Genomic DNA, 14443 nt, shown 5'->3' with positions numbered 1-14443 from the left:
ATGGGTGTTTTCACAAGTGTAGCCGGGCTGGTTCCCGCTTCGGTTCCGACTTTGCTGGCGTGGGTAGCAGCCGGCCAGTGGGGTATCAAGATTGTCCTGTTAATTGTGGTCGCGGTGGGGCTGGTTTATGTGTCCCGCCTCCAAGGAGCCCGCAACCTGGCTTTGCGGCGCATTCTGGCGCTGCTGTTCGCGGTTTTGGCGGCCGTGGCGATTATCTACCCGCCCGTCATTTCCGCGGTCGCGGCGTTCCTCGGAGTGGGTCGCGGCACCGATTTACTGCTGTATATGCTGGTCATAGTGGTGTTAGCAACCTGGCTGGTGCAGTGGCGTTACAACATTGCCGTGCAGACGCGCCTGACCGAGCTGACTCGGGCGCTGGCTCTCTCCGAGGCGCGGCGCACCGACCCTAACGACGAGCCAAAACCCGATACCGCAGCCGCAGACCCCAGCTAATCAACATCAGCAACGGCAAGGCATACGGCTGGTTCACATAGAGCCGGTCCAGGAAAATCCGCGCCGAATCGTGGTGAGCCCGCAAGACCCGCAAGTTCCGTTTCTGACCCGCCCCCAAGGTCTTGTTACCGGTCGTGGCCCCCTGTTCGTGGATTGCCACGGCGCTGCCCACGAACAGTGCCCCGCGCCCCAGGAAACGCCGCGCCCGCCAAGCCAAGTCCACGTCCTCAAAGTACATAAAGTATGCCGGGTCAAAACCACCCAGCTGCTCCCAATCTGAGCGGCGAATCAGGATGCATGCCCCGCTGACCCAGTCCACCTCGGCTGCGTCAGTCCCTCGCCAAGACGACCCCCAATACCGGCGAGTCCATGGGTTTCCCGACCACACTCGCCCCAGCAGCGCGTGGCCGATTCCGATGGAAATATAGGGAAAAGACCGGCCGGTGGGGTAACGTGTACCGGTTTCGTCCACCAGGGCCGGGCCGATTATCGCCGCCGCGGGATGAGACTCGGCGGCAGCAATCAGGGTGTCCACAGCGCCGGGAGTCAGGCGCAAATCCGGGTTAGCGAATAATAGCCACGGCTCACTGCCCCCGAAATCGGAACCAAAATTATTACCCGCCCCGAATCCCGGATTGTCCGGCAAGGACCGGTATTCCGCCCCGAATTCTTGGCAGAGAGCCGCCACCGTGGTATCACAGTTCTCTGAGTTGTCCACCACCACGGTGTGAATTGCCTGGCGGGAAGCCTCGGGAAGGCTCTGCAGCAGTCCGCGTATTCCCTCCCCGCAGTGATAAGCGACCGTGACCACGCGAATAGCCGGGCGGGCAACACCGGGCATCGGGGCCGGACTGGCGGGCACCGCGGACGAACTCGACACGAACTTTCCCCTCCCTGTCGCACAAAATCTAGGAAAATCATCGGCCCAGGCACGACCGTGCCAGGAAATACCTGACGCTTAAGTCTACAATGGCCTGGTGTCATCAAAGCACCACCCTGTTGCTTCCCACGCCGCCGCTCTGACTCGCCCGCGGCGAGGACTACGCATTTTTAGCCTTGTGGTACTATTCTTGGCGATTTTCAGCCTGAGCTTCGCAGGTCTGGTCAATGCCGATATTTCCTCGTGGACCAAGAAAGTCAATGTGAACGCTTTCTTGGAGGGAAACCGCCGAGAGAAAGACCTCCCGGAGGACAGCTTCGCGAACCGTGACCTGAACGTGCTGGTCATCGGGTCGGACTATCGGGCTCAAAAGGAATATGACGAGATGGGCCGGCGGATTACCGGGATGCGCTCGGATACGACCTTGGTGGCGCACATCAGCGCGGACCGCACCCGCGTGGAGGTCATGTCTATCCCACGCGACCTGATGGTGAAGCGCCCGGCTTGCCTGCGTGCTGACGGGAAAACCGAGCCCGCCAGTCAAGGTCTGGTTCAGTTCAACTCCGTTTTTGCCCTGCTGGGACAGGACGAGGACGTGGCTGCGGCTACGGCCTGCACCTTAAAAACTGTGGAGCAGCTGACCGGGATTTTCCTTGACGAATTTGTGGTCGTGAACTTTGACGGTTTCCAAGACATGGTGGCGGCCCTGGGCGGGGTGCCGATTTGCCTGGAAGAAAAGATGAAGGACAGCAAGGGCACCATTGACCTTCCAGCCGGGTGCCAAACGTTGAATTCCCAACAAGCTCTCGGTTTTGCCCGCGCCCGCTACGGGGTGGGCGACGGCTCGGATATTTCCCGGATTGGCCGCCAACAGCAACTCATCGGCGCCATGATGAAGGAAGCCAAGAGCCGCAATATGCTCACCGATTTACCGACTTTATACGCCTTCATGAAAGCGGGAATGAGGTCCCTGACCACCTCACAAAGTTTTGGCAATGCTCAGAATCTGGGCGGTTTGGCACTGTCCTTATCGAAAGTCAAGCCCGACAATATCCGCTTTTACACCCTGCCTTTCGGGGAATATGCTCCCGACCGGGCGCGCGTGGCGGTGGCGGATAATGCCGTGGAGATGTTCGACGCCCTACGTTTGGACAAGCCGGTTCCCTCCATTTTCCCCTACCAGGACATGAACGGGGGACTTCACGAGCCTAGCGAGCAGGCCTCCTCACTTTCGCCCGATTCCGCCAGTTCCGGCGGGTCTGTCCCTACACAAGGGAGTCGCACCGGTCACACTGAAGGGTCGCCTTCCCGGGGGACGAATGGGACGGGCGGCGCAAATTCCGCTCACCTTGGGCAAACCGGGGGAACAACGAGCAACAACTCTGGCGGTAACGCCGCGAGTACCCCGGAAGCCCCGGCGCACAACCCCGACACCACGAGCCACCCGAACTCGGCAAACACCAGCGAAACGGAAGGAAATTCTGTCAATAACGCCCCATCCGGAGAAACGTCCGGGGGCAGCGGCGCTTGGCAGGACACCCAGCAATGACTTTGCCGCCATCCTTTCCGCCTGAGAGTTCCCCGCGTAGCCCGAACCCCGGAAGTTCTCCCGATGCTCGACCGGAGGCCCCTGCGCCAACTTTCCCCAGCTACGAAACCTCACGGGGACGTCCGGATTCTCGCAACGCCGTGGTTGTGGGCGGCTCCTCCACCCCTAACTCGCACCGGCAAGGGCTGAGCTATGAAGATTTGGCGCTACCAGCCGCTTATGCCCCCGGTTCGGCAGCAAACCCCGGCATTCCCGACTCTCCCGACACACCCCCGGCGCGGGTGGCTAGCCCCGAACTGGTTCTGCCCGCCAGCCAACCACATACCGGAACCACCCGGACTCGCAGCTGGCCGAAACGAATCTTTCTCACCATTTTCACCCTATTTTTAGCGTTGATTCTGGCCATAGTGTTTTGGGGACTGTTCCTGATACACCGGGTGGACACGAACCTGGGACGCACCGATGCATTGAGTGGAGCAGCCGACACGCCGGGCACGACCTGGCTCATCGCCGGTTCGGATTCCCGCGAAGGCACCGCCGAAGCGAACAGCGGGGTAGAGGGCCAACGCTCCGACACGATTCTTTTGCTGCACCAGGCCACCAACGGCACCGCCATACTGGTTTCCCTGCCTCGTGACACCTATGTCGAGATTCCCGGTCACGGCCACAACAAACTAAACGCCGCGTTTTCTGAAGGCGGACCACAACTGCTGGTTTCCACCGTCGAAGGCTTGACCGGGCTCAGTGTGGATCACTACGCCCAGCTGGGTTTCAACGGTGTAGCCCAGGTCGTTGACGGGGTCGGCGGAATCAATCTGTGCTGGGATCAGACGTTTTCCGACCGGATGACGGGGCTGAACTGGCAAGCCGGTTGCCATGATGTAGACGGGCCGACCGCCCTGCTGTTTGCGCGGATGCGCTATTCCGACCCACTGGGCGACATTGGGCGCACCCAACGCCAACGCCTAGTCATCAGCTCCACTCTGAAAAAGGCGCTGAGCCCGGAAGTGCTAGTTAATCCCGCCCGGCAAATAGCACTGGCAGACGCGGGCGCAGCTGCCCTGACGGTTGACCGTTCCACCGGAACCCTTGACATTGGCCGGATGACACTGGCACTACGGAAGGCCGGGAACACCGGGCTGCAAGGGGTGCCGCCCATCGCGTCTCTCGGTTACAACCCCGGCGGCGGGGTGGGCTCGACGGTGAAGCTGGACGAGAGCCGCACCCCCGCTTTCTGGGAAGGGCTACGCAACGGGACTCTCACCCCTGCCGACCTGACCCCGCAGTTCTAGGCTCGTTGTTATCGCTCGTTGAACTGCCCGGCTGGGTGGGGTGTCGCTCGCGAAGAGCCGCGCTGGGCGGGGGCTCGCTCGCGGAGGTCTCGCGCGACTTGGGGGGTCTCAGACCCCCCTCGGAAAATGCTTGCAGAGCATAGCATTTTCCTCACCCCCTAGCGTCGCCTGCGAGTACCTCCGACTTCGCTCTCCCCGCCCAAAATCACAACCCTCTCCACCCCCGAATCCCAGCTAACAGCACTCGGACAAACCCCCGCTCAAACCGCAATCCTCGCAATACTCCCCAGGCAGGGCATCACTCGTTAAACTGCCCAGCAGGGCGCGAGTACCTCCACCTTCGCTCCCCCCGCCCGAACGCCAGGACGAATGCTCCAATCCCCGCCCCGGGCTGGGAATCCACGGGGTAGAATGGCGCTATGAGCGAAGCTGAGAATACGCCCCTGGTGGGCTTGGTGATGGGTTCGGATTCCGATTGGGCGACAATGTCGGCCGCCGCGGAGGTGCTGCGCGACTTTGGGATTCCCTTCGAAGCTCGGGTCGTGTCCGCCCATCGGATGCCTATCGACATGCTGGAGTACGGGACTTCGGCGGAAAAGCGCGGTTTGCGAGTGATTATTGCCGGAGCGGGCGGGGCAGCGCACCTGCCCGGAATGCTGGCGGCAGCTACTGTCCTGCCGGTCATCGGGGTGCCGGTACCGTTGAAACACCTGGAAGGCATGGACTCCCTGCTGTCTATCGTGCAAATGCCCTCCGGGGTGCCGGTCGCTACCGTTTCTATCGGAAACGCGAAGAACGCCGCCCTGCTGGCTGCCCGTATCTTGGGCGCTGGGGAAGGACCATTAGCGGAACAGATGCGCGAACGCATGTTGCAATATCAAGCCCTGCTGCGCCAGGTAGCCATCGACAAAGGCGAAGCTCTGAAAAACGTGATGGACACAGAGGAGAACTGAGTTGACCACCTATCATCCGCCCGTAGTGGCGTGTATCGGCGCTGGTCAGCTGGCTCGAATGCTGGCTACTGAAGCCGGCGAACTGGGCTTTTGCCTGCGAGTTTTAGCTGACTCTCCCTCGGATCCGGCCGCTTTTGTGTGTCCGGAAACTGTGGTGGGCTCCCCTGACGATCCCGAAGCGTTGCGCGCGCTGCTGGACGGGGCTGACGTGGTGACTTTTGAACACGAGTTGATTCCGGACGCCGTTTTCGATGCTGCCGCCGCGGCCGGTGTCCCTGCCCGGCCTACCCAATCCGCCCTGCTCTACGCGAAAGATAAACTGGCGATGCGCCAGCGTTTGGGTGAGTTGGGGCTGCCCATGCCCGCTTGGGCCAATGGGGCGGATCTTGATGCGGTCAAGGACGTGGGCCGGCGCTGCGGTTGGCCACTGGTGGCGAAAATCAGCCACGGCGGGTATGACGGGCGCGGGGTACGTCTGGTATCAAGTTTGGACGAGTTTAAGACCTGGCGGGAAGCCTTGGATGAAGGCATCGAGTGCCTGGTCGAGCAGCGGGTTCCTTTCAGCAGCGAGCTGGCCGTGATGGCGGCGCGACGCGCTTCGGGCGAACTGCGCACCTATATCCCCATGCAAACCTGGCAGGAACAGGGACAATGCGCGGCTGTTTTGGAGCCGGCCCCGATTCCTGAGGACATCATTGACCAGGCGGAGGACTTGGCGCGCCAAATTGGCGTGGAACTCGACATCACCGGGGTGTACGCGGTTGAAATGTTCCTGGTGAAAACCCCCAATGGCAAATACCGCCTGTACATCAATGAGCTGGCCATGCGTCCGCACAACTCCGGACACTGGACCCAAGACGGATGCGTGACTTCCCAGTTCGAGCAGCATTTGCGGGCGGTACTGGACCTGCCGCTGGGCGATACTTCCCGCACCGCGCCCTACACCGCGATGGCTAATGTCTTGGGCAGTAAGCTCGACGACCCGGCTCTGGCCGTAACCAGCGTGATGGAGAATTATCCCGAAGCCAAGATTCATCTGTATCGCAAGAGTAACCGCCCGAAGCGCAAGCTCGGCCACGTCAATGTCTGTGGCACAGACCCCGACCTGGAGCTTTCCACCGCCCGCGCGGCCGCTAACCTGCTGATGGGCAAGTAAGCGCCGCCCCGGCCTGGTGACCCTAAAAAGTGGTGGCGGCCCGGAATACCGAGCCGCCACAATGAAACACCCAACTAACGCAACGACAGGTGTCGAGACAGTGAGTTGTGGGCGAACCAGTAGCCGACAATAAACAGGGGAATCATGCCCAGCATTCCCAGCGGAAGGAATACGCCGGCCCCTTCGTTGGTCCGCGAGAGGATAGCGCCGAAAAACAACTTTGCCTGGGTGCCGCCTGCCGAAGTCGTGATGTGCAACGTCGCCGGCACCAGGAAAGTAAACAGAGCCAACACCGCTTCATAAACCACATAGATGAGGATTGCGCTGATGGTCACCGCCTTGTTGGTGGACAGGTAAGCGAAGCCGAAACGGTTAGACAGGGCGGAAAAGCACACCACCCACAGTACAAACTGTGCCGTCGCCAGCAGTAAGGTCACGATTACGGCAACGATGAGGTAGGCAGGGGCGCCCTGCAGAAGCTGCCCGATAGCCTCCCAGGTGGCAGCGACTTTGTCGCCAAAACTCAGCTTAGCGCCTGCCGCCCCTGCCATCTGGGTAAAGATGACCCAGGCCAGCGCCAAGCAGCTCCAACAAATGCTGAGTAGAACCGCGATAAACAGCCACAAAGACTTCGCACCCAACACGGTTCCGCCCGAGGCCGGCAGCGTGTTTGTAAAGTAGCCGCGTTGCCCGTAGGTGGTCTGGTAGTAGTACTTGGAACCCATGATAAAGATGAGGAAAGGAATGATGATTGACACCAAGGCACCGATAGTGGTCCCCATTACCGACAGGAAACTTTGGTTAGTGAGGCTCAGCAACCCCGAGGTAAACACCACCACCAAGCCGACAGCCAGATAAAGCAGCAGCTGCCAGCCCATTTCCTTGGCTTCATACTTGAATAACTTAGCAAACATGGGAGTATTCCTTCCGAAAGATTTGATCCAGGGACATACCGTAGGCTTCCCGCAGTTCATCGGCTTCACCCTGTTTGAACAGTTTGCCCGCGTGCATGAATACGGCTTCGTCCATTACCGGCTCAATGTCGGTAACCAGGTGGGTGGAAATAAACAGAGTCGCTTCGGGGTTCCACCCTTTCACAATGGTGTCCAGCAGGGCTTGGCGCGATGCCGGGTCCACCCCCGAAATCGGTTCGTCCAATAGATAGAGCCGGGCGGAACGTGACATTACCAGCGCCAGCTGGAGCTTTTCACGCATCCCTTTACTCATATGGTTGGTGGTTTGGCGACGTTGCAGCCCCAGGAACTCCACCAGTTCCGTGGCTTTTTTCGCGTCAAAGTCCGTGAAATAATCCGCGTGCCGTTTGATAGCCGCGTCAACACTGATTGATTCAGGCAGCCAGGCGGCATCGGGCAGGAAAGAAGTCATGGCTTTGGTTTTCGCCCCGACTTCCTGGCCGTCGATGCGGACTTGCCCGCTGGTGGGTTCCAGTACGCCTGCCAAAATTTTTAGCAGTGTGGTCTTGCCGGAGCCATTTTCGCCCAGCAAACCGATGATTTTTCCGGCATTCAAGTTAAGGGTGAGCTGGTCCAATGCCGGTTTCACCACTCCGTTTACCTTGATGCCCTGGTAGCGTTTGGTGAGGTTGGACACTTCCACTAAGGGTTGCATCTCAATCACGTCCTTTCCATTGACTATTCAACAGATCTTGGGCTTCGCTGAGGCTTAGTCCCAAAGTTTTCATGTCTGTTATGAAGTTGCGTACGGAGGTTTTCGCCAGATCCTTGCCGAGTTCCCGGACGGTTCCGGCATCTTCGGTGACGAAACGTCCCAAGCCCCGGCGCGAGGCAACCAAGCCGGTGCGCTCCAGCTCGGTCAACGCCTTTTGCATAGTGTTGGGATTGACCCCGTACTCGGCGGATAGATCGCGTACAGAGGGAATTTGGGAACCCCGCTCCCACGCTCCGCTGGTGATGCGCCGTGAGAAGTCGTCAAGTAACTGACGCCAAATGGGCGTTCCAGTATCGAAATCCATCAGCTTCTCCTTACCGAAACAAACGCGGTACCATGTTTGTGTACTACAACACTAATACACCATCACACGGCTGTCAAGGGGAAACTATTTTGCGGTGAATGGAGGGGGATTCGGCTCAAGCCCACAACGAGGGCCAGAAAATCCCCAGTTCGCCAGCCAGTTTTCGCAGCAAAGGCAGAGAAATCCCGATGACATTGTGCGGATCGCCCTCGATACCGCTGATGAATGCCCCACCCAGGCCGTCAATCGTAAATGAGCCGGCGACTTCCAGCGGTTCCCCGCTGGCCACGTAGGCGCGAGCCTCTGCCTCGCTGAAATTCGCGAAATGCACCACGGTAGACTCGGTGCGCCCCACTTGCGCAACCGGCTCGACGGCATCGCTGCGTAAACGCATCACCCAATGCCCGGTGTGCAACACCCCGCAATCCCCCGACAGGGCGCATACCCGCGCGAGGGCCACCTCGGGATTGTGCGGTTTGCCCAACACTTCTCCGTGAAACTCCAGCATGGAGTCACAGCCCACCACCAATGTGTCCGCACCCGGCGAAAGCGACGTCTCCAGCTCCCCCGCTACTGCCCGCGCTTTTGCCTGCGCGAGAGCCAAAACCTGCTCGGCCGGACCGGCCGCACGCGAACGCAGCTCAGCCAGCAAAGCATCCTCGTCCACGTGAGAAACCCGCACCACCGGGCGCAGCCCCGCCCCTTGCAAGACTTTGCGCCGCGCCGGGGAGGCGGAAGCCAACACCACGTGCACCGCGGCCGCACCCCAATCAGAATCTGGTTTTTCCATGTCTCTAGCCTAATCGCGCGGGTTTGATTCGCGGCAACCCAGAAAACGACCCAGCAGTTCCCGCAGCTCAGCCCAGGTTTGACTGCCCGGCACTCGCAAGGACCCGTGGAAGGTTCCGGCATACATATGCGCCTCCACCGGCACCCCGCAATCAGCCAGGCGCAGCGCTAAACGCAGCCCTTCATCGCGCAACGGATCGATGGGGTTCACCACGATGAGACTGCGCGGCATTTTCCCCGCCACTGCCGGACTGTCCAGGATTTTTGCCAGTTTCGCACGCAGTGCCGGGCTCGGCGCCGCCAAAGCCCAAGCCTCCCGATTGGCCTCGGCCGTCCAGACCGGGCCGGCGGCGTGGGTTTGCATAGAATCACTATCGCAGCGCGGATCCAAGCAGGGCTCAAACAGGATCATTCCCGCCACCGGACACTCCGCTGATTCCGCCAGCAGGTCGGCCACGGAATAATACGCCAGCCCGGCCCCGGCGGAATCGCCGAAAACATACACTTGCAGCCCCAACTCGCGACCCCGCTCCAAGGCATAAAGCAGCGCCGCCCGGCAATCCGCCACCGCTCGGTCCACCGGAAATTCGGGCGCCAAACGATAATCCGCAGACAGGACTACGGCCCCCAAATACTCAGCCAGTTCAGCATTATGCACATCATCAAACCGGGCTCTACCAGCCACGTAGCCGCCGCCGTGGAAGGTGAGCAAGATGGCTGAACAGTCCGCCCGACCTTTTGCCGCCGGGAACTGTGCGGCTAGCTGCGGGGTGAAACAGCGCAGTTCCATGGGCTGGCCGTCCCCGCCGGGAATCTCCCGCACGTCGAGGTTTACTCCGGCCGGGGTTTCTGTGGACATACCTAACATTCGATCCCCTTCGCTTCGCATAGTTTGCAGGTCACAAGGTGTTTGTGGGGGCGTGGCGGCGATTGCTGGTGTCAGTTCGGGACACAAGAATGGTTGCATCGTTTTGCCTTTCCGGTCAGCCCGCGTAGCGGTGGAGCCATTCGTCTAAGCTGGCGTGGTATTGTTCCGGGGCGCCGAGCCGCACTCCGTGACCAGTCCCGGAAATAACCTCGGTTTGCACCAAAGGGTTTCCCACCTGGGCGATAGCGTCCACGCCCGCCAGGCCAATCAGCACTTCATCCGTGTCTGAGGTAACAACTTTGGTCGGTACACGCAGTGCCGCGACGATTTCTGGCCAAGGTTCGCGAAAACTGACGATACCGGTGGCCAGCAGGCGCGAGTCCACCAGTCCTTTGCCGAAAGCCCAGCCGTAGTGCGAGGCGGCGCTCCAGCCCGGACGTTGTGCCACGTTGTCCGCCAGCGTTTCCACCGGATTAGCCTGCCAGGTGTGTTCACAGCGGGCGACCTGTTCACCAGCCCGCTGGCGATATCCGGCCGCTTGCGCCGGGCTCAACCAGGCCGGGTCCTCGAGAAAGAGCGCTCTCATCAACTCGGGACGACGCCCACCGAGGTAGCTGGAGATGGACGCCCCCATGGAATGGGCTACGATGACCGGAGTTTGCCCATAGAGTTTTTCCAAATGTTCAAGTGTCAGCTCCAGCTCATTTGCCGTCGCCTCACCTGGGTCATCCAACTCGGAGTCTCGCAAACGTCTCGAAGTGCCATGCCCCAAGGAATCCAGCGCAATCACCAAATAGTGCTCACTGAGATGATTAATTAAATCTACCCACGCTGAGGCCGAATCGCACACCCCATGAACCAACACCACCATCGGATTGTGCAGTTCACCCGACACATAATGGGACAACATCTCCAGTTTCCTTTCGTCAGCCCCATTCTAGCTGCGGTTGCATTCCTACCCGTAAGAACCGGACAGAATACCCGCCAGTCACGCTCAAAAAGACTGGGAATACTGAGGAATAATTTAAATGTTCCGTCGAATAGCGCAACGGGTCAAAAGAGGGTAAAGTTTTACTCGATGATGACTTAGGGTTTCACCATTCTCCCAGTTCACGAACACCTGCGATAATCCAGAGTTTCTGGCAATTCGAGAGAACGGAACCAGGAGATAGAAAAGCGAAAGCAGAGGAAGAGGAATGACCAGAGTCCTTTTAGTCGAAGACGATCCCGCGATTGCCGAGCCGCTGACCCGCGCTTTGCAACGCGAAGGCTACGAAGTCAGCGCCCACGTTACGGGCGGTTCTGCCCTGAAACAAGTCAATGACTCCGACATGGTGATTTTGGACTTGGGGCTGCCCGATATGGACGGCCTGGACGTAGCGCGCACAATTCGTGCCCAAGGCCTGACCATTCCGATTCTCATTCTGACGGCACGTACCGGCGAAGTTGACATGGTGGTGGGCTTGGACGCCGGGGCGGACGATTACGTCACCAAGCCTTTCCGGCTGGGCGAACTGCTGGCTCGCGTGCGGGCTCTGCTGCGGCGCTCCGGCGGGGAAATCACCGAAGAAAGCGACCTGACCGCCCAGGACGTGCGCATCGAGGTTTCCGCGCACCGCGCTTTCCAAGGCACGCGCGAACTGCAGCTGACCGCGAAAGAGTTTGAACTGCTGCGGGTGCTGGTGCGCGAGGCCGGCGCGGTCGTGGAGCGGGAAGCCATTATGCGGGAAGTGTGGGGCGGGGATCCGTCAGGTTCCACCAAGACCCTGGACATGCACGTCTCGTGGCTGCGCCGCAAACTTGGCGACGACGCGAACAATCCGCATTACATCACCACCGTGCGCGGCATGGGCTTCCGTTTTGAAACTGCCTAGCCCTTGCGCAAGCAAATCCTGATTTCTATCCTCAGCGCGGTCATCATTGCCGTGCTGTTGCTGGGCGTACCTTTGGCCGCTTTCGCCGTCAATCAGCTGTGGGATTCGGCCCGCGCCGATGTTGACGCAACCGCTAAACAATACGCGCTCGCCCTGGACCGCACGTCCCTGACCGGCCACTATGTGACTGATGTCACCGTGGCCAGCTGGCTGTGGCCGGGACGCTCGGCGAACACCAGGGTGGAAGTCACCACTCAGGACGGGCGGGATTTGAGCTTTGGGACTCGCCCGGTTTTCCCGCTCGTCTCCAGGGTCGAGACCGCCACGGGAGCCACCCTGACAGTCATTTCTTCCTCGGATAACGCCCGTTCGCGTTCCGTAGTGTTTGTTTTGGTGACTCTTTCCGGGGTGGGAGCAGCAGTCTTGGTCGGCGCGTTCATCGCGCTACGGTCCTCTCGCCGAATCTCGGCACCGCTCATTTATCTGTCCGCTCAGGCCGAACAGCTCGGTTCCGGCGGGGTACGTCCCCGCGTGACCCCCTCCGGGATTGAAGAAATCGACCTGGTGCAAGACGAACTGGTTCGGGCCAGCGAAAACCTGGCGGGGCGTATCGCCGCGGAACGCCAGTTCGCCTCGGACGTATCCCACCAGCTGCGCACCCCGCTGACGGCCCTGTCTATGCGGCTGGAAGAAATCCAGATGATCAGCAGCGAACCGGAGGTACAGCAAGAAGCCGAACAGTGCCTGGACCAGCTGGAACGCCTGACCGGTGTAGTCGAGGACCTGAAACGCAACTCCCAGAATGCCGGCGGGGGCACCACCCAGGCAATTAACGTGGATGAATTTTTGGTACACCAGCAAAACGAGTGGGAAAACCAGTTCCGGGCAGCGAATCGCCCACTGGTGTTCCGTAACGAAACCGACCGTCCCGCCCTGGCCACGCCGGGCTCGCTGGGCCAGGTCATCGCCACCCTGCTGGAGAATTCGTTGAAGTATGGGGCGGGCACGACTACGGTACGCGCCAAGATGAGCGGCAACAAAAAGGGCATGTATTTCGAGGTCAGTGACGAAGGCGAGGGCGTGGACGACGAAATCGCCCCGGATATTTTTAAGAAGGGCGTGTCGGGACACGGTTCGACCGGGATTGGCTTAGCCCTGGCCAAGCAGCTCATTGAAGCTGACGGCGGGAAACTCGAACTTATTGTGCGCCGTCCCCCGACTTTCCAGGCTTTTGTCGCCACCGTGCCGGCGTCCCTGGATCCGAACAAGGTGTTGCCCCAGGGCGCCATTATTTCCGTGTCCCATCCCAAGCGCCGGTTCTGACTTTCCCGGTTAGACCGGCGATTTTCCCCGATACGCGGCATGAGGCTCGGTAGGATTTTTTCGTGAACGATTTTCGGGAAGGTAACTGGCTGTTGCGTGCCGATGCCGCGGCAGGTTTACGGACGCTGCACCAAGCCGGGCAACGCGTGAAGATGATTTACATCGATCCGCCCTACAACACCGGAAATACTTTTGCCTACCACGACCGGCGCGCCAAGGACGAGTGGCTCGCCATGATGAGCCCGCTGTTGGCCGCGGCTCGTGAACTGCTCAGTGCTGACGGTCTCATCTTTATCTCGATTGACTTTAACCAGCTGTGTGAACTGAAACTCGAGATGGACCGTATTTTTGGCACCGCAAACCTGATTGGCAACTTCGTGTGGGTCTCTAACCTGAAAGGCCGCCAGCTGGGGGCGGGACCGGCGGGAACGCACGAATACATCTTGGCCTATGCCCGCGATGCCACCCAGGTGGGCCAGCTCCGCGGCCGCACCGAGCTGTTGCAACAACTCATGCCTACCGTGTACCACCTGCCCCAACGCCAGGTAAAACACGATGCGCGCGGAGCTTATGTCACCAAGAACGAGCTGTACAACACGAACTCGAAGTTCAACGAGGTCACTGCCCCTTCGATGGTGTTCGACATTCACTATCATCCCCAGACCGGAGCGGTGCGCACCAGTGAGGTCGGGGCCGCTGACCCCGACCTGGCCGCTGCCGGCTGGGTCTGCGCCCACCCCCACCCGAATGCGAAACCGGGACTGAAGTATCACGCTTGGCGCTGGTCGCGAGCCAAGGTGGAACGCGATTATGCTGACCTGGAATTTCAGGTTCACGGCCGGGGGGCGCACCGCAGCCTAAAGATTTATACGAAAATCCGGGATTTTCATGAAACTGCCCTGAAAGACCTGGTCGTGGGCCCTTCGACGATTTCGGGGCAGCGAGAACTGCAGCATCTGGGGCTCGGCGGACTGTTTGAAACCCCGAAGCCCACGAAGCTGCTGCAAGTCCTCATCGAGGCCGCTACCAGCCCCGGCGACACGGTCCTGGATTTTTTTGCCGGCTCTGGCACTACCGGGCAGGCGGCACACGCCACCGGACGGCGTTTTTTCCTGATTCAGCTGGAAGAGCCGTTTAGCGCGGCTAAATCCGGCCCGGCTGGGGTGCAGGGGTTACACACCATCGCTGACCTGACCGCCGCAAGGCTGCGGGCTGCCACAGTTCCATTCCACGAACTGCGCTGTTAGCCAGCTTGGCGCGGGTGGAAGCATGCTCGCGCACTGTTTCACTAAGCGGCTGGAGCGCGGTTGGCT

Annotated in this window: 15 protein-coding genes; 8 read left to right on the top strand and 7 right to left on the bottom strand. The window is 60.2% G+C overall.

Features of this window, described 5'->3' with window-relative positions:
- Positions 1-453 carry a DUF2304 domain-containing protein gene (locus Q0V70_RS07915; RefSeq protein ID WP_297590477.1) on the top strand — a complete coding sequence of 151 codons (453 nt, stop codon included), beginning with the start codon at positions 1-3 and terminating at the stop codon, positions 451-453.
- Here Q0V70_RS07915 and Q0V70_RS07910 read toward each other — a convergent pair.
- The gene (locus Q0V70_RS07910) at positions 407-1333 is read right to left on the bottom strand and encodes a glycosyltransferase family 2 protein (RefSeq protein WP_297590474.1); all 927 of its coding nucleotides are present in this window, start codon (positions 1331-1333) and stop codon (positions 407-409) included. The two genes, Q0V70_RS07915 and Q0V70_RS07910, sit on opposite strands and share 47 nt — an antisense overlap.
- Before the next feature lie 97 nt (positions 1334-1430).
- On the opposite strand from Q0V70_RS07910, the gene Q0V70_RS07905 reads away from it, so the two are divergent.
- The 4 genes from Q0V70_RS07905 (at position 1431) to Q0V70_RS07890 (ending at position 6283) form a co-directional block, all read left to right on the top strand.
- A complete protein-coding gene (locus tag Q0V70_RS07905) occupies positions 1431-2882 on the top strand; it encodes an LCP family protein (RefSeq protein WP_297590471.1) in 1452 nt (483 codons plus the stop codon).
- Positions 2879-4174 carry an LCP family protein gene (locus tag Q0V70_RS07900; RefSeq protein ID WP_297590468.1) on the top strand — a complete coding sequence of 432 codons (1296 nt, stop codon included), beginning with the start codon at positions 2879-2881 and terminating at the stop codon, positions 4172-4174. The genes Q0V70_RS07905 and Q0V70_RS07900 overlap by 4 nt, the downstream gene beginning before the upstream one ends.
- Positions 4175-4593: 419 nt before the next feature.
- On the top strand, positions 4594-5127 hold the full coding sequence (gene purE / locus Q0V70_RS07895) for a 5-(carboxyamino)imidazole ribonucleotide mutase (RefSeq protein WP_295027787.1): 534 nt from the start codon (positions 4594-4596) through the stop codon (positions 5125-5127).
- A 1-nt stretch (position 5128) separates the two neighbouring features.
- A complete protein-coding gene (locus tag Q0V70_RS07890; protein ID WP_297590464.1) occupies positions 5129-6283 on the top strand; it encodes a 5-(carboxyamino)imidazole ribonucleotide synthase in 1155 nt (384 codons plus the stop codon).
- Positions 6284-6357: 74 nt separating this feature from the next.
- Here Q0V70_RS07890 and Q0V70_RS07885 read toward each other — a convergent pair whose 3' ends face one another.
- The 6 genes from Q0V70_RS07885 to Q0V70_RS07860 form a co-directional block, all read right to left on the bottom strand.
- On the bottom strand, positions 6358-7197 hold the full coding sequence (locus Q0V70_RS07885) for an ABC transporter permease (RefSeq protein WP_297590461.1): 840 nt from the start codon (positions 7195-7197) through the stop codon (positions 6358-6360).
- Positions 7187-7921 carry an ABC transporter ATP-binding protein gene (locus Q0V70_RS07880; protein ID WP_366126885.1) on the bottom strand — a complete coding sequence of 245 codons (735 nt, stop codon included), beginning with the start codon at positions 7919-7921 and terminating at the stop codon, positions 7187-7189. Before Q0V70_RS07880 ends, Q0V70_RS07885 begins: the two co-directional genes overlap by 11 nt.
- Positions 7914-8276: a GntR family transcriptional regulator gene (locus tag Q0V70_RS07875; protein WP_297590458.1), complete on the bottom strand. Its 363-nt coding sequence runs from the start codon at positions 8274-8276 to the stop codon at positions 7914-7916. Before Q0V70_RS07875 ends, Q0V70_RS07880 begins: the two co-directional genes overlap by 8 nt.
- 115 nt (positions 8277-8391) lie before the next feature.
- Positions 8392-9066, bottom strand: coding sequence for a nucleoside triphosphate pyrophosphatase (locus Q0V70_RS07870; RefSeq protein WP_297590455.1), 675 nt, complete (start codon positions 9064-9066; stop codon positions 8392-8394).
- A 9-nt stretch (positions 9067-9075) separates the two neighbouring features.
- Positions 9076-9924, bottom strand: coding sequence for an alpha/beta hydrolase (locus Q0V70_RS07865; protein ID WP_297590452.1), 849 nt, complete (start codon positions 9922-9924; stop codon positions 9076-9078).
- A 124-nt stretch (positions 9925-10048) separates the two neighbouring features.
- Entirely contained in the window at positions 10049-10843 is a 795-nt protein-coding gene (locus tag Q0V70_RS07860; RefSeq protein ID WP_297590450.1) for an alpha/beta fold hydrolase, read from the bottom strand.
- Between the two features lie 286 nt (positions 10844-11129).
- On the opposite strand from Q0V70_RS07860, the gene Q0V70_RS07855 reads away from it, so the two are divergent.
- From Q0V70_RS07855 to Q0V70_RS07845, 3 genes are all read left to right on the top strand, one after another.
- Positions 11130-11807 (top strand): response regulator transcription factor, encoded by a 678-nt coding sequence (locus Q0V70_RS07855; protein WP_297590446.1) that lies wholly within the window; start codon positions 11130-11132, stop codon positions 11805-11807.
- Between the two features lie 3 nt (positions 11808-11810).
- Positions 11811-13130, top strand: coding sequence for a HAMP domain-containing sensor histidine kinase (locus Q0V70_RS07850; protein ID WP_282921052.1), 1320 nt, complete (start codon positions 11811-11813; stop codon positions 13128-13130).
- Between the two features lie 62 nt (positions 13131-13192).
- Positions 13193-14377: a site-specific DNA-methyltransferase gene (locus Q0V70_RS07845; protein WP_297590444.1), complete on the top strand. Its 1185-nt coding sequence runs from the start codon at positions 13193-13195 to the stop codon at positions 14375-14377.
- Positions 14378-14443: the final 66 nt, after the last annotated feature.

It is taken from the genome of uncultured Mobiluncus sp. (assembly GCF_947087965.1).
In the GTDB taxonomy this organism is placed as follows: domain Bacteria; phylum Actinomycetota; class Actinomycetes; order Actinomycetales; family Actinomycetaceae; genus Mobiluncus.
Note: the sequence above shows the minus strand (reverse complement) of the source record. Positions and strands in the feature narration are given on the sequence as shown.